This is a genomic window from Nocardia sp. CA-119907 (assembly GCF_050955995.1).
Lineage (GTDB): Bacteria > Actinomycetota > Actinomycetes > Mycobacteriales > Mycobacteriaceae > Nocardia.
Genome location: NZ_CP192091.1, coordinates 6,523,262 through 6,545,649, shown reverse-complemented (window position 1 = coordinate 6,545,649; position 22,388 = coordinate 6,523,262). Strand labels below are relative to the sequence as shown.

Below are 22,388 nucleotides of genomic sequence, written 5' to 3'. Positions count from 1 at the left end.
AAAAGTCAATGGCCACAATCCGTTACGACTCGGCATCCTGCGTCTACCCGGGCGCCGATACGCTCGCGGTCGATGCGCTGGATCTGGATATCGCCGACGGCGAATTCATTGTCCTGGTCGGACCTTCGGGCTCGGGCAAGTCGACCGCCCTGCGCATGCTCGCCGGGCTGGAGGAGATCGACGCCGGAACGATCCGCATCGACGGCGCCGATATGGTCGGTGTGCCATCGAAGGACCGCGATATCGCCATGGTGTTCCAGAACTACGCGCTCTACCCGAACAAGACCGTCGGGGAGAATATGGGTTTCGCGCTGAAGATGATGAAGGTGCCGTTGGCCGAACGCAAGAAGCGCGTCACCGATGCCGCCGAATTGCTGGGCCTGACACCCTATCTCGATCGCAAGCCCGCCAAACTGTCCGGCGGACAACGTCAGCGGGTCGCGATGGGCCGTGCCATTGTGCGCGAGCCGCGGGTGTTCTGCATGGACGAGCCGCTGAGCAACCTCGACGCCAAGCTGCGCGTACAGACCCGCACCCAGATCGCCGCCCTGCAGCGCCGCTTGGGCACCACCACCGTCTACGTCACCCATGACCAAGTCGAGGCCATGACCATGGGCGATCGCGTCGCGGTGCTGCGCGATGGCAAGCTGCAGCAGTTCAGCACTCCGGCCGAACTCTACGATCGGCCCGCCAATGCGTTCGTCGCCGGATTCATCGGCTCGCCATCGATGAATCTGTGCACCGTGCCGGTCGTGGCAGACGGCGTCCGCGTCGCCGGTACCACCGTCGAATTGCCGCGCACACAACTGGCCCGTCTCGCCGAGGCCGGACTCGACACCGTGACCATCGGCATCCGGCCCGAGCAGCTCGAACTGCGCCGCGACGGAACCGGTTTCGGCGTCACCGTCGAGCTGATCGAAGAGCTCGGCAGCGAATCATATGTCCACGCCCGCGTCCCCGACTCCCCGCTCACCGGTCTCGACAGTGAGCAGCTCGCCTTCGTGGCGCGCTCCGCCGACCGGGCGCCCGCCGCGCTGGGCGAATCGGTGACGATGCGGGTGCGCGACACCGCCTCGGTGCACCTGTTCCACCCCGTGCACGGAATCCGGATCGCGGGTTGAGGGCGTTGTTCGCCGACGAATAGCCCCGATCGCGGTGGCCGAATGTTTCGGCGCAATGACATTCGGCGCTCCGGATCGCGTGCGCCGCCGGGAGTTGCGTCACCATCTCGGACGAGCTCGCGCACAATCGTGGCGACGGGAATATCCTCGAAGTAACTGGTTGATTGTTGTATCGAGGTCGTCGTGGCGCACATCGATCCGCTTTCCACGCAACGCGACCTGACCTCAGGGTTCGCGGCGGAATTGGACGCTGCCGGGTTCACCGATGCCGTCGAGATCGGACGCGGCGGTTTCGGGGTGGTGTACCGGTGCGCCCAGCCCGCCCTCGATCGCACGGTGGCCATCAAGGTGCTCACCGCCGATCTGGAGTCGGAGAATCTCGAACGATTCGTCCGCGAACAGCTCGCCATGGGCAAGCTCTCGGGACATCCGAATATCGTCGGCGTCTTCGAGGTGGGCTCCACCGCGACCGGACGGCCCTACATCGTGATGCCCTATCACTCGCACGGTTCGCTGGACGCCCGCATCCAGGAGCACGGCCCGGTCGGCTGGCAGGAGGCGCTGCATATCGGGGTGAGGATCGCGGGTGCGCTGGAAACCGCGCATCGACGCGGCATGCTGCACCGCGATGTGAAACCCGGAAATATCCTGCTGACCGAATATGGTGAGCCGCAGTTGGCCGATTTCGGCATTGCCCGGCTGGTCGGTGGTTTCGAGACGACCGCGGGCACCATCACCGGTTCACCCGCCTTCACCGCACCCGAGGTGCTGCAGGGACATGTCCCGGATGTGACCGCCGACATCTACAGCCTGGCCTCGACCCTGTTCTGCGCGAGCACCGGCCACGCGGTCTTCGAACGGCGCAGCGGCGAACAGTTGGTCGCGCAGTTCCTCCGCATCACCAAGCATCCGATTCCCGACCTCGGCGATGCGGGTCTGCCCGCCGATGTGACCGCAGCGATCGAAGCCGCGATGTCCCGCGAACGCGACGAACGGCCCACCAGCGCCGCCGAATTCGGTGAACAACTGCGCGAGATCCAGGAACGGCACGGGCTGCCGCCCGACGAGATGCCGATCCCGCTGCCCGCCCCCGAACCCGTCGGACACCGCCCGACACCCACACCGCCCGCGACCGGTCGCCGCCGCACTTCCGCAATGCGCACGACCATCACTCCGCCCGTGCCGGCCACGCGTTTGCGACCACCGGTGGCCAACCGCCCGCTGGTCGACCGGCAGCGGCTCATCGCACTGCTGCACCAGGGACGCAACCACAGACTCGCGGTCATCCACGGCCCCACCGGATTCGGCAAGACCACCCTCGCCGCGCAATGGTGCCAGGCGCTGAGCGCCGAAGACGTGGCGGTGGCGTGGCTGACCGTCGACAATGACGACAACAACGTGGTCTGGTTCCTGTCCCACCTGATCGAAGCCATTCGCGCCGAACGGCCGTCGCTGGCGCGCGAACTCGGCGAACTGCTCGAAGAGCACGGCGACGAATGCGAACGCTACGTGCTGACCTCGCTGATCAACGATATCGACCGGCGCGGTGAACAACTCGTCGTCGTCATCGACGACTGGCACCGCGCCACCGATCCCGCGACCGCCCGCGCGCTGCGCTATCTGATCGAGGGCTGCAGTCCGACACTGCATGTGGTGATCACCAGCCGCAGCCAGACCGGGCTGCCGATGAGTTCGATGCGGGCCCGCGACGAGCTGGTCGAAATCGGTCCTGACGCACTGCGTTTCGATGTCGAGGAGGCGTACACCTTCCTGGTGGAGCTGGGCAGGTTGGAGCTGGATCGCGGTGATGTCGAGGATCTCACCGAATCCACCGAGGGCTGGGTGGCGGCACTGCAATTGGCGGCATTGTCGTTGCGCGGCAGCGATGATCCCGGCGAGCTGATCAGCCATCTGACCGGACGTCACCATGCCATCAGTGAATTCCTGGTCGAGAACGTGCTGGACACCCTGGAACCCGGCATGCTCGACTTCATGGTGGCGACCTCGATCACGCCCCGGATCTGCGGCGAACTCGCCTCGGTGCTCACCGGCGTAGCGGATGGGCAGGCCATGCTGGAGCAGATCGAACTCCAGGATCTGTTCCTGCGCAAGCTCGATGACGGCAACTGGTTCCGATACCACCACCTGTTCCAGGATTTCCTGCAGCAGCGGCTGGAACGTGATCGGCCCGAACGGATCACCGAACTGCACCGGACGGCCTCGCGGTGGTTGGCCGAGCATCGGCATGTCAGCGAGGCGGTCGATCACGCGCTGCTCGCCGAGGATGAGCAGCGCGCCATCGAGATCGTCGAACGCGACGGTATGTCGCTGCTCGAGTACGGACAGTTCGCCACCCTCATCGGTCTGGTCAACAAACTGCCCGCCAAAATCATCGAAACCCATCCCCGGCTGCAATTGGATCTGGCGTGGGCGAATATCCTGCTGCACCGTGCCGGTCCGGCCGAACGCGCGCTGCGGCTGGCCGAATCGAATGTGGACAGTGGTGAACTCGACGAGGAGACAGCGGCGCGACTGCGTGCCGAGGCCGGTGTGGTGCGTGCGGTGGTGCAGGTGCGCGCGGATGTGCTCGCCGGTATCGGCGATATGCTGGCACCCTGCTTCTTCCGCGCCGAAGAACTGTCACCGTATGTGGTGGCGATCGGGGCGAATGTCGCGACCTTCGCCGCTGGCTATCGCTACGACTTCGACGAGGCGTTGCGCATTCAGGAGTGGTCCGCGCCGTATATGCGGCAGAACAAGGGTTTCTACAACAACGTCAACGGTTTGTGCTTTCTCGGACTCGCCGCGAGCCTGCAGCTCGATATCACCAGGGCGGAGCAATACTTCCGCAGGGCGATGAAGGTGGCCAGACAATCCGGCGGCAGTCACTCCTACGGCGCGCGGCTGGCCGGCTCCCTGCTGGGCGAATTGCTTTATGAGCGTGGGGAAGTCGCGGAGGCCGAACGGCTACTCGATGAGGGATACAAACTGGGTCCCGAGGCGGGCGTTGTCGATTTCAAGTTGGCGCGCTACGTCGTCGGGGCCCGCATCAAAGCGTTGCGGGGGGATCGCGCGGCCGCCATTCGCAGGTTGAACGAGGGTGCCCGCGTTGCCCGTGCGATGTCGTTGCCGCGATTGGGTGCGGAGGTGGAGAACGAGCGGCTGCGGCTCGGGCTGCCGCCGCATCCGGAATTCGGCCCGCTGCCCGTTGTCGACTATCGGAGTCGCCGCAAGCCGGTGGACCCGATCGACGAATTCACCGTACTGTACGAGGAATTCACCGCGATCCGGCTGCTGCTCACCGCGGCATCGCCGGAAAGGACCGAACTCGCGTGTACCTGGGCGCGCGAATGGGTCGACCTGCTCGAATCGGTCGAGCGTCCGAGGGAACTGCTGAAGGCGCGTCGATTGCTGATCGCCTGCCTGGCCGCCGCGGGCCGCGCCGATGCGGCCAAGACCCTGCTGGTGACGGTGGCCGCCCAGTGTGCCGAACTCGGATCGGTCCGCTATCTGCTCGACGGGGGACCATACGTCGTGGCCACGATCGCCGCGGTGCACGAGGATCAGCTCGCTGGCCGCTGGCGTTCCGAATGGCCGGACGTACCAAGCGAATTCCTACTCGCGTTGGTCAATGCCCATGCGGCCCAAACAATCTGACGCGATAGTCGTCGGAGCGACTACTCGCCCATGGTGACACGGGTCGCGGCGAGCAGATCGGTGACCCGATGGGCGGGCATCGGGCGGTGGAACAGCCAGCCCTGCGCGGTATCGCAGCCGAGTGCGGCGAGTCGGTCGGCCTGATACCGCGTTTCGACACATTCGGCGGTCAAGGTGTAGCCGAGGGCGTGGGTGAGTTCGATGATCGATTCGAGTACCAGCAGATCGGTGGCACCGGGGGATTCGGGGGTGCGGATGCAGCGGATGAACGGGCCGGCGAGTTTGACGACATCGAGTGGGAGTTGGCCGAGGTAGGCGAGATTGGAGTAGCCGGTGCCGAAATCGTCTATGGCGATATGGATTCCGGCTTCGGCGAGGGTGCGCAGTGCCTGCAGCGGCCGGCCGGTGGTGTGCATGAACGCGCGCTCGGTCAGTTCCAGTTGTAGTCGATCCGGCGCTATCCCGGTCTCCGCGATGACCCGCTGTACCCGGTCCAGCCAGGTCGGATCGGCCACCTCGGCGGCGGAGACATTGACGCTGACGATCGGCGTGTGCTCGTGAAAGCGGGTGTGCCAGTCGCGGCTGTCGTGACACGCGCGCTCGAGTACCTGCGCGCCGAGCGCGCCGATATGGCCGTTGTCCTCGGCGAGGTCGACGAATTGCGCCGGGGTGAGCACGCCCAGTTCGGGATGTCGCCAGCGCACCAGGGCCTCGACCGCCACCATCCGTTGGTCGCCCAGGGCGACGATGGGCTGGTAGTCGAGGAAGAGTTCGTCGCGCGCCAAGGCGGCGGGCATGGCGGCCGAGAGTTCGGCGCGGGTGTGCTCGCGACGGCCGCGGTCGGCGTCGAAGATCGCGTACCGCCCGCGGCCCGCGGCCTTGGCCCAGTACATCGTGGTGTCGGCGGCCTGCAGGAGTTCATCGGCGCTGCGGTGGTCGGCACGTCCGGCCATCACCCCGACGCTCGCGCTGACGTTCAGGTGGTGGCCCTGGATATCGAACGGCTTGGCGAAGGCGTCGAGCATGGTCTGCGCGACCTCGGCCGTCCGGTCGGAGGCGTTGGCCTGCGGGACCAGGATGACGAATTCATCGCCGCCCATGCGGGCGACGAGCTGGCCGGGACGGGCCCGGGCGCGCAGGCGGGCCGCGGCCTGGATGAGCAGTTCGTCGCCGACCGCGTGTCCGAAGGTGTCGTTGACGAGTTTGAAATGGTCGAGGTCGATGTAGCAGAGGCCGAAGGCGGCGGCGGGGTCGGCAAAGGCGGCGGTGAGCGCGTCGATGAACTTCGACCGGTTCGGCAGACCGGTCAGCTGGTCGTGGTGGGCGCGGTAGTGCAGGCGTTCGCGCAGTGCGTGCCATTCGGAGATGTCTTCCACCAGCACGAGCGTGTACTGGGGCCGACCGCGTTCGTCGCGGATGAGCGAGACATTGAGATTGGTCCAGACCGTCCTGCCGTCGCGATGCCGGTAGGCCTTCTCGACCTGGACGTTATCGTGTTCGCCGCGCAGCAGTGCCAGATAGAGCTCCCACATATCCGGATCGTCTTCCGGATGCGTCAGATCGGTGACCGCGAGTTCGCACATCTGCTCGGGTTCGTAGCCGAGCATGCTGGCGAACGCGGTATTGACCTCGAGGATCCGGCCGCTCATATCCGAGAGCCCGGTGCCGATCCCGGCCTGGGTGAATACCGCTCGCAGCCGCGCGTCGCTGGCGCGCAGCTGTTCGGTGACGGCGCGCCGAGCGGCGATCTCGGCGGTGCGCACGCTCTCCTGTTCGGCCAGCAGCCAGGCCCGGAATGCGCGGATATACCCATTCGCGAAGGCGCCGAGCAACTGCGCCAAGCGCTCGGCGGCGATGGTGCCCGCCTCGGTGAAATAGGCGCTCAACACGGCGAGGCTGCGTCCGAGCACCTCGTCGCCGACGAAATGCGATCGGGCCAGCTCCGCCCCCAGTTCGGCGACCTGTTCGGTTGGTTCGTCGGGTTCGGCGGCGTTTTCGAACCCCCGGGCCAGCCGGGTCAACAACATACGCGCCTCGGCCGCACTCATCGGCACCACATGATCGCGGTGCCCATCACTGAGCGCGGCTGTCCAGCGGGCGGTCAGATCGGCGCTCGGGCCGTCTCCTGAACCGGGCCCGGCTTCCCAACCCATGTCGCCCGATCTTACCGGCCGGGGAGCACCCGTGAAGCCGGGCGGTGCATCAATGGCCGGTATACGATGGCGGCGAATCGCTGGTGTGCGGGGCGACCGAAATATGGGCGGTACGAGAGGTTTTCATGACCAGACCGAGTTGGGCTCCCGAGGGTATCGATCTGGATCGGCCGAGTGCGTCGCGGGTCTACGACTACTTCGTCGGCGGTATGCACAATTTCGAGATCGATCGGCAGTTGGCGCGCCAGATCGAGGCGTTCACGCCGAATGTCGCCGAGACCATGCGGGCGAATCGGGATCTGCTGCGCCGGTGCGTGCGCTTCCTCGTCGACGCCGGGATCAACCAGTTCCTCGATATCGGATCCGGGATTCCGACGGTCGGCAATGTGCACGAGGTCGCGCAGGGGCGTGACCCGTCGGCGCGGGTGGTCTATGTCGATATCGACCCGGTCGCGGTCGCGCACAGTCACGCCATTCTCGACGGCGATCCGCGCACCGCGGTCATCCAGGCCGATGTCGGCCAGCCCGATGTCATCCTGGCCGATCCGCAGGTGCGCAAGCTGATCGACTTCGACGAGCCGGTCGCGGTACTGCTGCTCGGTGTGCTGCACTTCGTCGGCGACGATGCCGATCCGCGGGGTTGTGTGGCCGCGCTGCGGGATGCGGTCGCAGCCGGCAGCTACCTGGCGATCACCCATGCCACCTCCGATGGACAACCCACCGAGGTTCTGGAGGCGCAGAAACTCTCCGGCCGCACTTCGACCGAAATCGTGTTGCGCGCCAAGGACGAGATCGCCGCGTACTTCGACGGCTGGTCGCTGGTGGAACCCGGTCTGGTGCAGCTGCCGCTGTGGCGGCCCGACAATCCCGACGATATCGCTGACGCGCCCGAGCAATCCGGCGCCTACGGCGGTGTCGCCCGCAAGAACTCAGTCGAGGCAGCGCCGTAGCGCCGCAACCACGAAAGGCCATGCGGCGGAAGCGGGATCGATGAGTTCGAAGTGCCCGATGTCCGCCAGTTCGACGAGTTCCGCGCCGGATTTCGCGCAATATTCACGGGCCATCTCGATCGGCAGGCGCTGGTCCTGATCGCCGTGTACGACGACGACCGGGATATCGGTGGTGCCGAGCAGCGCCGGATCGGTCGCGGCGTAGCGCTCGGGCAATTCGTCCAGTCCGCCACCGAGCAAATCGGCCACCGCACCCTGGCCATTGCCCCGGTGATAGGCGTCGATCAGATTCGCCGCCGGGGCCAAGGCGACGACACCGGCGACTCGCGGTGCGGTCTCGGCGCGCCAGCTCGCGCCGCACGGGAGGTGATGCCGTAATGCCGCCCAGAGGGCCAGATGGCCGCCCGCCGAATGTCCGACGTACGCAATGCGGCCCTCATCGATTCGGCCCGGACGGGCATCCTCGACCGATCCGGGCAGCTCATCGAGCGCCCGCGCGACATCGTCGAATGTGCCCGGCCAGCCGCCGCCATCGCCGACGCGGCGGTATTCGATACTCGCGACCACATATCCGAGCGCGGCGAGCGCCTCCGCCTCCGGGCGGGCATGCTTCCGGTCGATGGCCGCACGCCAGAATCCGCCGTGCAGAACGAATACCAGGGGTGCCGGATCGTTGGTGGTGGGCAGGTACAGATCGGCCAGCTGGTCGGGGTGGGAGCCGTAGGCGATGGTGGCGTCGATGGTCATGAGGTCCATCAAACGCCTCGACGGCCGGGGCTACCGGCTACAGGCTGAAGGCGATGGCACGCAGGACCAGCGCGACGATGAAGACCACGGTGAAGGCCAGGTCGATCGACAGCCCACCCAGACGGATCGGCTGCAGATACCGGCGGACCGGCGCGATCACCGGTTCGGTCCAGGTGTGGCTCAGCTCGCGGGCACGGTTCACCCAGCTGGGGTGGTTGCCATTGGCCAGCACCCCGATCCAATCGAATACCAGCCGGGCGAGCAGCAGCAGGACGAATAGCGTCAGGGCTAACCCGAGCAAAGTTCCGATAAAGTGCATGTCGAACTCCTTCGTGGTTGGCCAGCTACCAGTATCAACGTGCGAGACCGACTGGGAAGTGTCCCAATTCGTCGGGTTCTCAGCCGACTATCAGGTCGGTTAGCCTGTCCCGATGCGCCGACCGCTCCGATATCTGCCGATAGCCGTTCTGTTGACCGTGAGCTGGCTGCTCGCCACCGGGCCCATCGCGACGGCGCAGGAGGCGTCCCGATTGTTCACCGTGCAACAGTCGGGCGTGCTGCGGGTGTGCACTACCGGTGACTACCCGCCCTACACCCTGCGCGAAGACGACGGCACCTATCGCGGTGTCGACATCGCGCTCGCCACCGACCTCGCTGCCACCCTTCATGTTGTCCCGCAATGGATTCCGACCACCTGGTCCACCCTGACCGACGATTTCCTCGCGCACTGCGATATCGCCGTCGGCGGCATCTCCGATACTGCGGCCCGCCGCCGGGTCGCCGATTTCTCCATTGCCACATCCATCGACGGCAAGACTCCGGTCACCCGGCGCGCCGATGCCGATTCCTACGCGACCATCGAGCAGATCAACCGCCCCGAGGTCCGGGTCATCGTCAATCGCGGTGGCACCAACGAGGCCTTCGCCCGCGCCAATTTCCCCGCGGCCCAACTCACCATCTGGCCCGATAACCTCACCATTTACGACCAGATCGAACAGCGCAATGCCGATGTGTTCGTGACCGATTCGGTCGAGGGGCGCTATCGCCAACGTACCCACATCACCCTCCAGGTCCTGCACCCCGACGCCCCCTTCGACTCGGCCCCGAAGGCGTACCTCCTGCCGCAGGGCGACACCCTCTTCAACGCCGTCGTCAACACCTGGCTCGAGTCCGAAATCCGCAGTGGCAGAAGCAATCAGCTGCTGACCGACTGGATCGGCTGATACCGGGCTAGGCGTGCGCCGGCGGCACCGGCCGGCGAGCACGCACCCGCAACTTCGCGCCCTGCGGTCCGAAGAGATGCAGGATCTCGACCGTCCGGTCATCGGCGGGACCGAACCAGTGCGGCTCGTTGGTGTCGAACTCGGCGACCTCACCCGGGCGCAGCACGATATCGCTATCGCCGAGGATCAGCCGTAACTCACCCGCGAGCACATAGAGCCATTCGTATCCGGCATGGGTGACGAGCTTCGGTGGTCGCGGTGCAATGACCTGTTTGAAAACCTGCAGGCGGCCGGGATATTGGGTCAGCGGCACGACAACGCTGCCGCTGCGACGGTGTCGGCGCGGCACCAGATGGACGCGGGGATCGCCGGTGGCCGGTGCGGCGATGAGCTGGTCGAGTGCGACGCGGTGTGCCTTGGCGAGTGGCAGCAGTAACTCGAGGGTCGGGCGTCGCTTACCCGATTCGAGGCGAGACAGCGCGGTCACCGAAATGCCGGTCACCGCGGACAGGGCCTCGAGAGTCATGCCGCGATCGCGGCGCAGCGCGCGCAGCCGCGGGCCAATGGCGTCGAGTAGCTGAGCGAGGTCGTCGTCCACTCGACCATTTTGCGGTTTCCGCAAATTAACTGCCAGTTCGACGATTGCTGCCGCGATCATCGGGTGCCCGATTCCGAATCGTCGACCGGAGATGACCATGCGTATGAACGCCTCACGCCAGCCCATCAGAGCGCGCAGGCGCTGGACCGTGCTGGCCGTATGCTGCCTGAGCCTGTTCCTGGTCGGGCTCGACACGACGATCGTCAATATCGCGCTGCCCTCGATCGGATCCGGATTACGCGTGGGGACACGCGATTTGGAGTGGACGGTGGACGCCTACACCCTCATGCTGGCGGGTCTGCTGATCTCCTCGGGGGCGATCGCCGATCGTTTCGGACGACGACGAGTGTTCCAATTCGGACTGGTCGTCTTCGGTGTGGCCTCGGCAGCGTGTGCGGTGGCACCGTCCATCGGTGTGCTCATCGCGGCTCGCGTTGTCCAGGGCATCGGTGGTTCGATGCTCAGCCCGGTGGCGCTCGCGATCGTGATCAATGCGATCACCGAGCCCAAGGAACGGGCGCGGGCGATCGGGGTGTGGGCGGCGATCTTCGGGCTGAGCATGGCCGTCGGGCCCACGCTGGGTGGTGCGCTCATCGCGGCTCTCGGTTGGCGATCCGTATTCTGGATCAATGTGCCGGTCGTCCTGGTGGCCCTGGTACTGACCACGGTATTCGTACCGGAATCTCGTGCGGTGCAGCCGCGTCGGCTCGACGGTCCCGGCCAGCTGCTGCTGATCGCCGTTGTCGGCGGGTCGGTGGCGGTGCTCATCGAAGGGCCGCGGCTCGGGTGGGGGTCCGGTGCGGCGTTGGTCGGATACAGCTGCGTGGTGGCGGCGACGGTCGGTTTCGTGTGGTCCGAGTCGCGGCGGCACGAGCCGCTGATGGATCTGCACCTGTTCCGGCGGGTCCAGTTCACTGCGGCTGTCGTCGGTGCGGTGGTGCTGTTCGTCGCGTTCAGCGTGACGTTGCTGCTGAATACCCTCTATCTGCAGCATGCGCGCGGCATGAGCGCGGTCGCGGCCGGTGTGGTCACCTTGCCGCTGGCAGTTGCCGCCACCGTCTGCGCGCCGTTGTCGGGAGTTCTCGTCGGGCGGGTCGGTCCGCGGCTGCCGCTGCTGTTGGCGGGTGGCTTCATCACCGTCGGTGGTCTCTGCCTGGTACGCCTCGATGACCACACCAGCCTTGCGCTACTACTGCTGGCCTACTTCCTGATCGGTGTCGGCTTCGGCTTCGCGAACGCGCCGATCACCAATACCGCGGTGAGCGGTCTGCCCGCCGACCGGGCGGGTGTCGCGGGTGGGATCACCTCCTCCGCAAGGCAATTCGGTGCGGCACTCGGTATCGCCATCGCCGGCGGCATTGTCACCGGCGTAGCGGATAGCGCGCTCGCGCACGCGTCCCGACAGGGGTGGATTGTGGTCGCGGTGTGTGGGTTGCTCGTCGTCGGTGTCGGGAGGGTGTCGGCTCGGCGCGCCGATGTGCGAACGCCGCCGAAGGTCTCGGTCGCCGGGACATCCGATTGACAGCACATGGTCTAGCTGCCAACGTATCGAAGGACATCGGGGTCCTGATTCGGCTTGGTGCCTCGGTGTCGGCGAATCGGAGAGTGCTGATGGGGTTTTTCCAACCCGACCTGCCCGTGGTCGATATGGCGGAGTGGAGCAAGGGCACTCGCGCCGAGCGGATCCGCCCGATGGCCCGGCACTGGGCCGAGGTGGGGTTCGGGACGCCGGTCGTGCTGCACCTGTTCTACGTCGGCAAGATCTGTCTCTACATCCTCGGTGGCTGGCTGATCGCCCTGTGTACCAAGGGGATCGACGGATTCACCAGTGTCGGTGACTGGTGGTCCGAGCCGATCGTCTTCGAAAAGGTGGTGTTGTACACACTGCTGTTCGAGGTGATCGGGCTCGGTTGCGGCTTCGGTCCGCTGAACAATAGGTACTTTCCGCCGCTGGGATCGATATTGTATTGGTTGCGGCCCAGGACCATTCGGCTTCCGCCGTGGCCGTCGGTGGTTCCGCTGACCAAGGGGACCGGCCGCGCTCCGGTGGATATCGTGCTGTACGCGGCATTGCTGGTAATGACCGCGGTCGCATTGTTCTCCGATGGCACCGGTCCGGTACCGGAATTGGATACGACCGTCGGGCTGTTGCCGGTGTGGCAGATCGCGGCGATTCTCGCGCTACTGGCAGTGATCGGGCTGCGCGACAAGGTAATTTTCCTGGCAGCGCGCGGCGAGGTCTATGCGACGCTGGCGGTCACCTTTCTCTTCGCCGCCGATATGGTCGTCGCGGCGAAGTTGGTCTTCGTGGTGATCTGGATGGGTGCGGCGACCTCGAAGCTGAACAAACACTTTCCGTTCGTGGTCTCGACGATGATGTCGAATAGTGCGGTATTCCGGCGAAAGTCGCTCAAGCGCAAGTTCTTCGAGAATTTTCCCGATGACCTGCGGCCGGGACGTCTGTCGCGCATCTTCGCCCACGGCGGCACGGCCGTCGAGATGGGCATTCCGCTGGTCCTGTTCTTCTCCCACGGTGGCTGGTTGACCGCGGTCGCCGCATTCATGATGGTGTGCTTCCACCTGGCGATCCTGACGGCCATTCCGATGGGTGTGCCGCTGGAGTGGAATGTCTTCATGATCTTCGGTGTGCTGGTGTTGTTCGTCGCGCACGCCGATCTCGGTCTCGGCAGTCCGGCGCACCCGGTGCCGGTGCTGCTGCTGTTCCTGGTGATCGCTGGCATCGTGATCGCCGGAAACCTCTTCCCGCACCGGATTTCGTTCCTGCCCGGTATGCGCTACTACGCGGGCAACTGGGACACCACGATGTGGTGCATCAAGCCCTCGGCCGCCGAGAAGATCAACCAGGGCATTGTCGCGATCGCCAGCATGCCGCAGGCCCAATTGGAACGGGTCTACGGCAAGGACCGAGCAGCGATCCCGATGTTCATGGGCTACGCCTTCCGCGCCATGAACACCCACGGCCGGGCGTTGTTCACCCTGGTCCACCGCGCCATGCCAGCGGGCCGCGAGGACGAATACACCATCACCGACGGCGAACGCATCTGCAGCACCGCGGTCGGGTGGAACTTCGGCGACGGCCATATGCACAACGAGCAACTCATCGCCGCCATGCACGAACGCTGCCACTTCGCCCCCGGCGAGGTCCGCGTCGTCCTCCTCGACGCCCAACCCATCCACAAACAAACCCAGTCCTACCGCCTCGTCGACGCCGCCACCGGCGAATTCGAACGCGGTACTGTGAATGTCGCCGATATGGTGACCCGCCAACCCTGGGCCGACGACGTCCCCGTCCATGTCCTGGAAGGCTCCGATGAGCGGTGAGCCGCTGGTCTTGTTGCACGGTGTAACGATGTCGGCGCGGGTGTGGGATCCGTTGATACCGCCGCTGTCTGCGCGGTATCGAGTGCTCGCGCCGACGGCATTGGGGCATCGTGGTGGGGCGGTGGTGACGCGGCGACCGGCACGGATCGGCGACTTTGTCGACGAGGTCGAACGGCTGATGGATGAAAATCGTTGGGGCACAGCACATTTGGTCGGGAATTCGCTCGGTGGGTGGACCGCCGTCGAACTTGCTCGGCGCGGCCGGGCCCGCAGCGTGTGTGCGTTCTCACCGGCCGGATTCTGGGAGGCAGGCGGAACCGGCCATGCGAATTCCTCCGCCACGATCGCGCGCAATGCCACCTTCGCGCGCCTGACTCGACCGCTCGCACCGCTGGGACTCCGTGCCCCGCTGGTACGGCGGATGGCGTTCCGTGTCATCGCCGAGCGAGGTGACCGACTCGACCCGGCCACGGCGCGGGGCATCGTCGCCGACCTGCTCGCCTGCACGGTCACCGATGATCTGCTCAACACCGCCGACCAGATCGCCGACTTCGCCCCACTACCATGCCCGATCACCGTGGCCTGGTCCCAGTCCGACCGAGTATTCCCGCCGACGGTCAATGGCGCGATCGCCAAGCAGCGCCTTCCGGATGCCACATTCGAGATCCTCCCCGGCGTCGGCCACGTCCCCATGATCGACAACCCCGATCTGGTCCTACAAACAATCCTGACCTGCACCACTGCCGCGGGTCCGGACCACCAGACCCCGGTCTGACGATCCCCGCAGGGCACCGCGCTCACCCCGTCCACCACCATCCGCCGATCAGTCCCCGGGCGGGCAACCCCCGTACCCGATCGTCGAGAATGCGCTGGTGCGGCGATCTCACCTCCGCGACGGCGGTGACACAGTTGGCGGCTGTCCGCGGCGCGGCGGTAGGCCGCATATATGTTCGTAGGTGCCGGTCGACGAGAGAGGGCGAGGTGCGATGCACTGGGATCAGATGAGTGCCACGCCCGATGATCTGCTCGAGCGGGCGACGCGGGGGCGGCGCAGTGCCGGGCAGCTCGGGGTGCTCGCGTCGATAGTCGAGGCGGCGGACGGTCCGTGGCTCGGTGCGCTGGATGCCGACGGGCGGGGTGCGGCGGAGCTGAGGATGCATCTGGCCGGGCGGTATCGGCTCACGGCGGTGGTGACCAGTGCCGGGAAGTTCGACCTCGTGCAGATGAACTCCGCCCCGGGCGTCGAGCGGGTGCTTTCGTCGAAGCCATCGGTCCGGCGCGGGTGGGATTCCGAGGAGCCCATGCCGAAGCAGCCCGAGTGGCTCGACTACGTCGTGGAGTGGGTCGAGTCGGCGAGTTCGGAGGTCGATCGTCGCGCCGTCGTCGAGTGGCGGTTACAGGGTGCCGACCGGAAGTTGGCGGCCATGCACGACACGGTCGAGCATTTGCGCGCCAGCCTGCGGGAACGCGAACAACTGCGCGATGAACTGGCCGCCGAGGTCGCGGCGCTGCGCACCGAGCTGGAAACCCTCACCAGGGGTGAATGAGCGTCATCTCTTCCTGGCGCGATAGGCGGCGACGGCATTGCGGTTGCCGCACGCGGTGCTGCAGTAGCGACGGGATCGGTTGCGGGACAGATCCAGCACGATGCCGTCGCAGTCGTCATCGGCGCAGCGGGACAGGCGGCTGAGCTCGTCCGAGCGGACCAGATCGATCATGGCCATCGCGGTTTCGACGGCGATGCGGACCGGCAGCGCGGCCTGCGGCGGCACCGCGTGGATGTGGTAGTCGACATCGCCGTGCCGGACCAGTTGCGGCAGGGCTCGATGCTGCGTCAGGGTTTCGTTGATCAGCCGCACCGTCGTATCGCGATCGCTGGTCAGCATCCGGCGTAGGGGCGCGCGGATGGCCCGTACGGCAGCCAGCTCCGCGGCATCGCCGGAGTGCACGCCGGTGTAGGCGTGTTTGACGAAAAACTCGGCGAGCTGGTCGATTTCGGTCAGCGTATCCGGTTCCTCCGCCGAATTCACCAGCTCGACCGCGGCGACCAGCGCCGCTTCGGTGTCATGAGCAAAGACCATGTTGACATATTACGCGACCGATCCTAGCGTCATTAGCCATGGCAACTATGACTCATGACAGAGCCGGGCGGCGGCTGAGATCCGGACTGATCCTCGCGGTGCTGTCCGCATCCTCGTTCGGGCTGTCCGGACCGCTGGCCCGTGGCTTGATGAACGCGGGCTGGAGTTCGGCGTCGGTGGTGGCGGTGCGGGTGCTGGTGGCCGCGGCGGTGCTGGTGCCGTTCGCGGTGCTGCGCCTGCGCGGTGACTGGGAGCTGTTGCGCCGCAACGCATCCCTGATCGTCGCGTATGGCATGCTCGCCGTGGCCGGTACCCAGCTGGCCTATTTCAACGCCGTCGCGCATATGCAGGTCGGGGCGGCACTGCTCATCGAATACACCGCGCCGGTCGCCGTGGTGGGCTGGCTGTGGCTGCGCCATCGCCAACGTCCCGGTACCACAACGGTTTTCGGTGCATTACTGGGCATGACCGGCCTGGTGCTCGTCATCGATCTGCGCTCGGGTCCGAGTGCGAGCGGGGTGGGCGTCGGGTGGGCGCTGGCCGCGATGGCCGGAGCCGCCGCTTATTTCGTGCTCTCCGCCCATGGTGATGGCACGCTATCGGGCACGGTGCTCGCGGCGGGTGGCCTGCTCGTCGGCGGACTCGCCCTGCTGGCGGCGGGCGCGGTCGGCATCGTCCCCCTGCACGCCAGCACCGATCCCGTGGTCTTCCAACACTTCACCGTCTCCTGGTGGCTTCCGGTGCTGGCGCTGGGCACGGTGACCGCCGCCATCGCCTATGTCACCGGCATCGCCGCCACCCGCCTGCTCGGCTCCCGCCTGGCCTCGTTCGTCGCCCTCTTCGAAGTTCTCGCCGCGCTGGCCTTCGCCTGGACTTTGCTCGGCGAGACCCCGCGTCCCGTCCAGTTGCTGGGCGGTGCGCTCATCCTCATCGGAGTCGTCATCGTCCGCCAGGGTGAATCCGACCCCGATACCGCGGTAGTCGACAGGTGAACGCCCCCGGCGGGCAGCCGCCGAGGGCGATACGGAACTACTGAGCGGCGCTCTCGCGCTTCGGCAGCTTCCAACCCGCCCGCGGGAAGTGGCAGGTGTAGCCGTCCGGGTAGCGCTCCAGGTAATCCTGGTGCTCGGGCTCGGCCTCCCAGAACGCACTCGCCGGGGTTACCTCGGTGACCACCGGGCCCGGCCACAGTCCCGATGCCTCGACGTCGGCGATGGTGTCCAGCGCGATCCGCTTCTGCTCGTCATCGAGATAGAAGATCGCCGAACGGTAGCTGGTACCGATATCGTTGCCCTGGCGGTCCTTCGTCGTCGGATCGTGGATCTGGAAGAAGAACTCCAGCAGCGCCCGGTAGTCCGTCACCGCCGGGTCGTAGACGATTTCGATGGCCTCGGCATGCCCCGGGTGATTGCGATAGGTGGGGCGGTCGTTGCGCCCGCCGGTGTAGCCGACGCGGGTGGACAGCACTCCCGGCTGCCTACGGATCAGATCCTGCATGCCCCAGAAGCATCCGCCCGCGAGAATCGCCTTCCGCGTGTCGCTCACGCGTCCTCCTTCGTGAAAAGAGTTCGGTACTGCCCATAACCTTCCGCCTCGAGATCGTCGAGGTGGATGAACCGCAGCGCCGCCGAATTGATGCAGTAGCGCAGCCCGCCCGCCGCGCGCGGCCCATCGGTGAACACATGCCCGAGATGGCTGTCACCGTGCGCCGAACGCACCTCGGTGCGGATCATCAGATGACTGAGGTCCCGCTTCTCGACCACATTCTCGGCATCGATCGGCTTGGTGAAACTCGGCCACCCGCTGCCACTGTCGAACTTGTCGACCGAGGCGAACAACGGCTCACCGGACACCACGTCCACGTAGATACCCGGCTCGTGATTGTCCCAGTATTCGCCGGTGAATGCCCGCTCGGTCCCGTTCGCCTGCGTGACCTGGTACTGCTCAGGCGACAGCGCGGCGATCGCCGCAGGATTCCGGTTGTATTCCCGTGCCACATGACCTCCTCATATCGGCCCCACGTACAACGGGCGTCCAGGCTCGGAAAGTCCCCACCCGGCCGCGCGTCACACTTTGGTCATAAATCCGGCCGTGAGTGGTTCGAACTGCCATTTTCCGCAGCTCTGATCATCGTTCCATTATCGCCGGATGTGCGGTGGCGAGCCGACCGATCCTGTCGTCGGGTCGGGGACGGCGGCTGGATCGGGAGGCGTTCTCGACGCGGTCGAAGCCATCGACACGACGCGCTGGTCTCACCGCAGAGCAGAACATTCGGGATCGCCTGATCGCGCGCCGTGGCCTCGGGGCTGGTTCGGAGGGCTTGCAAGGGTGGCGGTCGGCACCGCGGTATGGCGTCCCGATTCGGCGTGAACAGTAGCCACCGCGACACGGTCGCGGCATAGGGTTCAGTCATGACGAGCAACCCGTTCTTCGAGCTCAGTGCGCTGCCGTATGAACTTCCGCCGTTCGCCGAGATCGGTGAGGAGCACTATCTGCCGGCGTTCGAACGGGGAATGGCGGAGCAATTGGCCGAGGTGGCCGCCGTCACCTCGGTCGATGAGGCACCGACGTTCGCGAATACGATGGTGGCACTGGAACGTTCGGGGGCCGTGCTGACCCGGGTGTCCAACGTGTTCTTCAATATTGTCGGCTCCGATTCCACGGCGGGGACCGATGCGATCGAGGCCGAGGTGTCGCCGCGCTTGGCGGCGCATTGGGATGCGATCTATCTCGATCCCGCGCTCTTCGCACGCGTCGATGACCTCTATCGGCGCAAGGACGAGCTGGGATTGGATCCCGAGGATGCGAGGCTGTTGGAGCGGTACCACATTCGGTTCGTGCGGGCCGGGGCGCGCCTGGATGCGGCGGGACAGGCGCGGCTGCGCGAGCTGAATGCGGAACTCGCCACGGCGGCAACGGAATTCGGTCAGAACATTCTTGCGGCCACCAACGGTGCGACGGTGCTGGTCGAGCATGCCGAGGAGTTGGCGGGGCTGGGACCGGCGGCGGTCGCGGCGGCCGCCGAGAATGCGCGGTCGCTGGGGCAGGACGGGGCGTGGGCACTGCGTCTGCAGAACGTTTCCAATCAACCCGTTTTGGCCGAGTTGGCCGATCGGGCGTTGCGGCGACGGGTGATGGCGGCCTCGCTGGGGCGTGGACTGGACGACAACGGCCCGCTCGCGGTGCGGATGGCCGCGCTGCGGGCCGAGCGGGCGGCATTGCTCGGGTATTCCGACCACGCGGCGTATGTGGTCGCGGATCAGACCGCGAAAACCGCCGCGGCGGTGGAGGAAATGCTGGGGCGGCTGGTGTCGCCCGCGGTGGCCAATGCCGAGCGGGAGGCGACCGAACTCGCGGAGACGATGCGGACCAGCGGCGACGACGGTGAGCTCGAATCCTGGGATTGGCAGTTCTGGTCGGAGCAGGTTCGGGCCGAGCGGTTTTCGGTGGACATGGAGGCGTTGCGTCCCTATTTCGAACTCGAGCGGGTCTTGCGCGATGGCGTATTCTTCGCCGCCGAGCAGGTTTACGGGATCACCGTCCGTGAGCGCGAGGATCTGGTCGGGTACCACCCGGAGGTCCGGATCTTCGAGGTGTTCGATGCGGACGGCACCGCACTCGGGCTGTTCCTCGGCGACTTCTTCGCGCGGCCGTCCAAGCGCGGCGGGGCCTGGATGAACGAATTGGTCGGTCAGTCAGGGCTTTTGGGGACACGACCGGTGGTGGTCAACAACCTCAATATCGTCAAGCCACCCGCGGGCGAACCAGCGCTGCTCACCTGGGACAACGTCCGGACGCTGTTCCATGAGTTCGGGCACGCGCTGCACGGCCTGTTCTCCGATGTGCGGTATCCGTTCTTCGCCGGAACCGCAGTGCCGCGAGATTTCGTCGAATTCCCCTCGCAGGTGAACGAGATGTGGATGTCGCGACCGGATGTGCTGGCCAACTACGCCAGGCATATCGAAACCGGCGAACCGATGCCCGCCGAACTCGTCGAACGCATGACGGCCGCCGAGCGATTCGGCAAGGGCTTCAAAACCGTCGAATACCTCGGCGCGACGCTGCTGGACTGGGCCTGGCACCGCATACCCACACCCGAGGCGCTGGCCGGGACCGATGCCGAGACCTTCGAGGAGGAGGCACTGCGCAAAGCAGGGCTGGCCATCGATGCGATCCCACCGCGATACCGCACCGGATACTTCCAGCACATCTTCTCCGGCGGCTATGCGGCGGGCTACTACTCGTACATCTGGAGCGAGGTCCTCGACGCCGACACCGTCGAATGGTTCAACGGAGGCGACGCATCGACCCGCGAAAAAGGCGAACTGTTCCGCCGCGAACTGCTCTCCCGTGGCGGCTCGGTAGACCCCATCGAGGCCTTCGAATCCTTCCGCGGCCGCACCCCTGAAATCGCCCCTCTTCTCATCCGCCGCGGCCTGCTCGACTGACCGGCGTCCTCGCGTGCCACACGTGGCGAATTCCGACGCGGCGTGCGGATGCGGAGCGCTGGAACCGGCTGTGGTGCAGTCGGTTCCAGCGCCGGTCGGTTATCCGAACAAGCCGCCGAGGACGCCGCCGCTTTGACCGGCCTCCTGGCCGCCGCCGGTGCCGCCGATGAGACCGCCGGGGGGCAGTTCGGAGGGCTGGACGATGACGAAGCCGCGGCCGGAGAAGGACAGGGTCAGGCCCTCGCCGGTGCTGCGGCCGATGAGGCGGCCGAGGCCGAAGGAGTCGTTGCGTTTGATGCCGGTGGACAGGCTCGACGACCAGGCGACGGCGGCTTGCGGGTCGGCGTAGGTGGGCTGGTCGACATTGAGTACGACCGGCGAGCCGTGGGTGGTGATGGCGATGCGGCCGCGCCCGGTGAAGACGCAGTTGAAGAAGCCCGCGTTGCTGGCGAAACCGGCTGCGCCCTGCACCCTTTGGATGTTGTAGGACAGCGACGTGTCGAAGGCGAGCACATTCGCGCCATTGATGGTCAGACCGTCGGTGCCGTCGAGGTCGACGGTGTGTACATCGGCGGCGGCATTGGCCAGGAACAGATCGCCGCGGCCTGAGACCTGCATCAGCGGTACACCCTCACCGGTGAGGCGCTGCTGGATGGCGCGGCCGATACCGCCCGAACCGAGCGCCTTGAAGTGCAGGTCACCCTGGTAGGCGACCATCGATCCGGCCCGCGCCATGGTCTCCCCATTGACGGCGACCTTGATCATTTTGCCGCCCTGCTTCTGGATGCCGATGCCGTTTACTTCGGCGTGGGTCGGATTGAACAGTTCGCTCTGCATCGGCAGCGCTCCTTGCTGAGGTGAAGACATCGGTGAGGGCGGCGGCACCGCGCCGGGCGGGGGATAGGCGGGCGGCGCGGAATACCCGGCCACGGGCTGCGTCGGTGCAGGTGGCGGCATGGTGGGCGCGGGCGGCGTCTCGGGTTCATCGTCGATATTCACACCGAACGCGGTCGCGATCCCGGCCAGCCCATTGTCATAGCCCTGCCCGACGGCGCGCACCTTCCAGGCGCCGCCGCGCCGGTAGATCTCCACGCACACCACGGCGGTCTCGGTGCTGAGCCCGGTCATCGGGAAGGTCAGTGTCCCGGTATCGGATCCGATCGTCGCGGTCAGCGAACTCGCGCCCGCGAAGGTCGGCGGGCCGCTGCCGTCGAGGCTGGCCGTGACCACGACCTTGTCGACATTTGCGGGCAGCGCGGAGGTCACCACATCCACCATGTCGCCCGCCCCGCGCCCATGTCGGTAGGTGACACCGGGTCCGACCGGCTGATTGAAGAAGACGAAGTCGGCATCGGAGCGGACCCGCCCGTCGGCCCCGAGCAGCAGCGCCGAGACATCGACCGGTGCGGCACACGTGACGGTTACGGTCATCCGATCGCCGGGCGCGGGTCGATTCTCCCCGCGAGCGAGTGCGGTCACGGCGGACCGCCCCGGTCGATATGTCCGAGTGGCATGCGATTCACGGGATCAAGTGTGTCCCGAGTCCGGTCCGCGCGCCACTATCCCCGGCGCGTTCGGTGATGTATGTCGTGGTCACCGCCGCTGCGGTCGGTAGCCCTTCAGGTCCGGCCATGGCGGCCTGCGCAGCACCGCGAGTGTGGCGATGACCGCGGCCAGCAGGCCGATCAGCTCACCGAGCAGCGTGATTCGCGTCGCATCGACCGCGGGCGTCCACCCGACCTGCCCGTCGTGAACGACGAATACGCCGACCGGGTGTGTGCCGCGCAGTAGGCTGCCGGTCCGGGTGACGGTGATGACGGTCGCGCCATCGGAAGTCTCGTATGGTTGACCGTAGACGAGCACATCATCCGCGATCGCCGGACGTCGACTCAGCTGGTTTCGAAGCATTTATTCCACCCCTTCGTTCTGGAACCGGCTGCTGCACAAACCCCTTGGAGTATCGACGGGACGGCAGGAGGTGGCAAGCCGCGGCACGGTGTATGGCCAGCTGTGGGGCTAGGGGAGGAGGTCGGATGTGGTACCAAGTTGCGGGATCGAGGGTGAGAGG

The 22,388-nt window shown here is 66.3% G+C and carries 19 protein-coding genes; 10 read left to right on the top strand and 9 right to left on the bottom strand.

From position 1 onward, the window contains the following. The first annotated feature begins 8 nt into the window (after nt 1-8). Both ACQP2D_RS29065 and ACQP2D_RS29060 read left to right on the top strand, forming a co-directional pair. Entirely contained in the window at nt 9-1,121 is a 1,113-nt protein-coding gene (locus ACQP2D_RS29065; RefSeq protein ID WP_433679108.1) for an ABC transporter ATP-binding protein, read from the top strand. A 183-nt stretch (nt 1,122-1,304) separates the two neighbouring features. Further along, nucleotides 1,305-4,778: a protein kinase domain-containing protein gene (locus ACQP2D_RS29060; RefSeq protein WP_433679107.1), complete on the top strand. Its 3,474-nt coding sequence runs from the start codon at nt 1,305-1,307 to the stop codon at nt 4,776-4,778. A 20-nt stretch (nt 4,779-4,798) separates the two neighbouring features. Here the strand turns inward: ACQP2D_RS29060 and ACQP2D_RS29055 are convergent, their stop codons facing one another. Beyond that, complete coding sequence (locus ACQP2D_RS29055) at nt 4,799-6,931, bottom strand: putative bifunctional diguanylate cyclase/phosphodiesterase (protein WP_433679106.1); 2,133 nt, start codon at nt 6,929-6,931, stop codon at nt 4,799-4,801. Between the two features lie 125 nt (nt 6,932-7,056). Here ACQP2D_RS29055 and ACQP2D_RS29050 point away from each other — a divergent pair, with 125 nt between their 5' ends. After that, nucleotides 7,057-7,881, top strand: coding sequence for an SAM-dependent methyltransferase (locus ACQP2D_RS29050; protein ID WP_433679105.1), 825 nt, complete (start codon nt 7,057-7,059; stop codon nt 7,879-7,881). On the opposite strand, the gene ACQP2D_RS29045 is transcribed toward ACQP2D_RS29050, so the two are convergent. Together ACQP2D_RS29045 and ACQP2D_RS29040 are read right to left on the bottom strand one after the other, a co-directional pair. Beyond that, nucleotides 7,861-8,628: an alpha/beta hydrolase family protein gene (locus ACQP2D_RS29045; protein ID WP_433679104.1), complete on the bottom strand. Its 768-nt coding sequence runs from the start codon at nt 8,626-8,628 to the stop codon at nt 7,861-7,863. The two genes, ACQP2D_RS29050 and ACQP2D_RS29045, sit on opposite strands and share 21 nt — an antisense overlap. A gap of 37 nt (nt 8,629-8,665) precedes the next feature. Further along, nucleotides 8,666-8,947, bottom strand: a complete 282-nt coding sequence (locus ACQP2D_RS29040) for a YggT family protein (protein ID WP_433679103.1) — start codon at nt 8,945-8,947, stop codon at nt 8,666-8,668. A 112-nt stretch (nt 8,948-9,059) separates the two neighbouring features. Here ACQP2D_RS29040 and ACQP2D_RS29035 point away from each other — a divergent pair, with 112 nt between their 5' ends. Next, a complete protein-coding gene (locus ACQP2D_RS29035; protein WP_433679102.1) occupies nt 9,060-9,851 on the top strand; it encodes a transporter substrate-binding domain-containing protein in 792 nt (263 codons plus the stop codon). A gap of 7 nt (nt 9,852-9,858) precedes the next feature. Here ACQP2D_RS29035 and ACQP2D_RS29030 read toward each other — a convergent pair whose 3' ends face one another. Next, nucleotides 9,859-10,377: a helix-turn-helix domain-containing protein gene (locus ACQP2D_RS29030; RefSeq protein WP_433685794.1), complete on the bottom strand. Its 519-nt coding sequence runs from the start codon at nt 10,375-10,377 to the stop codon at nt 9,859-9,861. Nucleotides 10,378-10,546: 169 nt separating this feature from the next. Between ACQP2D_RS29030 and ACQP2D_RS29025 the strand changes: the two genes are divergently transcribed. The 4 genes from ACQP2D_RS29025 to ACQP2D_RS29010 all read left to right on the top strand — a co-directional run bounded on the left by ACQP2D_RS29025 (nt 10,547) and on the right by ACQP2D_RS29010 (nt 15,338). After that, nucleotides 10,547-11,971 carry an MFS transporter gene (locus tag ACQP2D_RS29025; RefSeq protein ID WP_433679101.1) on the top strand — a complete coding sequence of 475 codons (1,425 nt, stop codon included), beginning with the start codon at nt 10,547-10,549 and terminating at the stop codon, nt 11,969-11,971. Between the two features lie 89 nt (nt 11,972-12,060). Beyond that, nucleotides 12,061-13,791 (top strand): DUF3556 domain-containing protein, encoded by a 1,731-nt coding sequence (locus ACQP2D_RS29020; RefSeq protein WP_433679100.1) that lies wholly within the window; start codon nt 12,061-12,063, stop codon nt 13,789-13,791. Next, complete coding sequence (locus tag ACQP2D_RS29015) at nt 13,763-14,566, top strand: alpha/beta fold hydrolase (protein ID WP_433679099.1); 804 nt, start codon at nt 13,763-13,765, stop codon at nt 14,564-14,566. Before ACQP2D_RS29020 ends, ACQP2D_RS29015 begins: the two co-directional genes overlap by 29 nt. Nucleotides 14,567-14,792: 226 nt before the next feature. Next, nucleotides 14,793-15,338: a hypothetical protein gene (locus ACQP2D_RS29010; RefSeq protein ID WP_433679098.1), complete on the top strand. Its 546-nt coding sequence runs from the start codon at nt 14,793-14,795 to the stop codon at nt 15,336-15,338. A gap of 3 nt (nt 15,339-15,341) precedes the next feature. Here ACQP2D_RS29010 and ACQP2D_RS29005 read toward each other — a convergent pair whose 3' ends face one another. Further along, a complete protein-coding gene (locus ACQP2D_RS29005; RefSeq protein ID WP_433679097.1) occupies nt 15,342-15,872 on the bottom strand; it encodes a CGNR zinc finger domain-containing protein in 531 nt (176 codons plus the stop codon). Nucleotides 15,873-15,910: 38 nt separating this feature from the next. Between ACQP2D_RS29005 and ACQP2D_RS29000 the strand changes: the two genes are divergently transcribed. Continuing rightward, complete coding sequence (locus ACQP2D_RS29000; protein ID WP_433679096.1) at nt 15,911-16,864, top strand: EamA family transporter; 954 nt, start codon at nt 15,911-15,913, stop codon at nt 16,862-16,864. 37 nt (nt 16,865-16,901) lie between these two features. Here the strand turns inward: ACQP2D_RS29000 and msrA are convergent, their stop codons facing one another. Beyond that, on the bottom strand, nt 16,902-17,417 hold the full coding sequence (msrA, locus tag ACQP2D_RS28995; RefSeq protein WP_433679095.1) for a peptide-methionine (S)-S-oxide reductase MsrA: 516 nt from the start codon (nt 17,415-17,417) through the stop codon (nt 16,902-16,904). Beyond that, the gene (msrB, locus tag ACQP2D_RS28990; RefSeq protein ID WP_433679094.1) at nt 17,414-17,869 is read right to left on the bottom strand and encodes a peptide-methionine (R)-S-oxide reductase MsrB; all 456 of its coding nucleotides are present in this window, start codon (nt 17,867-17,869) and stop codon (nt 17,414-17,416) included. The genes msrA and msrB overlap by 4 nt, the downstream gene beginning before the upstream one ends. A gap of 414 nt (nt 17,870-18,283) precedes the next feature. Here msrB and ACQP2D_RS28985 point away from each other — a divergent pair, with 414 nt between their 5' ends. Further along, the gene (locus tag ACQP2D_RS28985) at nt 18,284-20,320 is read left to right on the top strand and encodes a M3 family metallopeptidase (protein WP_433679093.1); all 2,037 of its coding nucleotides are present in this window, start codon (nt 18,284-18,286) and stop codon (nt 20,318-20,320) included. Between the two features lie 99 nt (nt 20,321-20,419). Here ACQP2D_RS28985 and ACQP2D_RS28980 read toward each other — a convergent pair whose 3' ends face one another. Next, nucleotides 20,420-21,751 (bottom strand): AIM24 family protein, encoded by a 1,332-nt coding sequence (locus tag ACQP2D_RS28980; RefSeq protein ID WP_433679092.1) that lies wholly within the window; start codon nt 21,749-21,751, stop codon nt 20,420-20,422. A gap of 162 nt (nt 21,752-21,913) precedes the next feature. Continuing rightward, nucleotides 21,914-22,228, bottom strand: coding sequence for a hypothetical protein (locus tag ACQP2D_RS28975; RefSeq protein WP_433679091.1), 315 nt, complete (start codon nt 22,226-22,228; stop codon nt 21,914-21,916). Nucleotides 22,229-22,388 lie beyond the last annotated feature (160 nt).

Coding starts and splice junctions, on each gene's coding strand:
- ACQP2D_RS29030 (WP_433685794.1), bottom strand. CDS start 10,377: ATGACTCTCGAGGCCCTGTCCGCGGTGACCGGCATTTCGGTGACCGCG.
- ACQP2D_RS29005 (WP_433679097.1), bottom strand. CDS start 15,872: ATGGTCTTTGCTCATGACACCGAAGCGGCGCTGGTCGCCGCGGTCGAG.
- ACQP2D_RS29010 (WP_433679098.1), top strand. CDS start 14,793: ATGAGTGCCACGCCCGATGATCTGCTCGAGCGGGCGACGCGGGGGCGG.
- ACQP2D_RS28985 (WP_433679093.1), top strand. CDS start 18,284: ATGACGAGCAACCCGTTCTTCGAGCTCAGTGCGCTGCCGTATGAACTT.
- ACQP2D_RS29040 (WP_433679103.1), bottom strand. CDS start 8,947: ATGCACTTTATCGGAACTTTGCTCGGGTTAGCCCTGACGCTATTCGTC.
- ACQP2D_RS29025 (WP_433679101.1), top strand. CDS start 10,547: ATGCGTATGAACGCCTCACGCCAGCCCATCAGAGCGCGCAGGCGCTGG.
- ACQP2D_RS29035 (WP_433679102.1), top strand. CDS start 9,060: ATGCGCCGACCGCTCCGATATCTGCCGATAGCCGTTCTGTTGACCGTG.
- ACQP2D_RS29055 (WP_433679106.1), bottom strand. CDS start 6,931: ATGGGTTGGGAAGCCGGGCCCGGTTCAGGAGACGGCCCGAGCGCCGAT.
- ACQP2D_RS29015 (WP_433679099.1), top strand. CDS start 13,763: ATGTCCTGGAAGGCTCCGATGAGCGGTGAGCCGCTGGTCTTGTTGCAC.
- ACQP2D_RS29045 (WP_433679104.1), bottom strand. CDS start 8,628: ATGACCATCGACGCCACCATCGCCTACGGCTCCCACCCCGACCAGCTG.
- ACQP2D_RS28980 (WP_433679092.1), bottom strand. CDS start 21,751: ATGACCGTAACCGTCACGTGTGCCGCACCGGTCGATGTCTCGGCGCTG.
- ACQP2D_RS29020 (WP_433679100.1), top strand. CDS start 12,061: ATGGGGTTTTTCCAACCCGACCTGCCCGTGGTCGATATGGCGGAGTGG.
- ACQP2D_RS29000 (WP_433679096.1), top strand. CDS start 15,911: ATGGCAACTATGACTCATGACAGAGCCGGGCGGCGGCTGAGATCCGGA.
- ACQP2D_RS29050 (WP_433679105.1), top strand. CDS start 7,057: ATGACCAGACCGAGTTGGGCTCCCGAGGGTATCGATCTGGATCGGCCG.
- ACQP2D_RS29065 (WP_433679108.1), top strand. CDS start 9: ATGGCCACAATCCGTTACGACTCGGCATCCTGCGTCTACCCGGGCGCC.
- ACQP2D_RS28975 (WP_433679091.1), bottom strand. CDS start 22,228: ATGCTTCGAAACCAGCTGAGTCGACGTCCGGCGATCGCGGATGATGTG.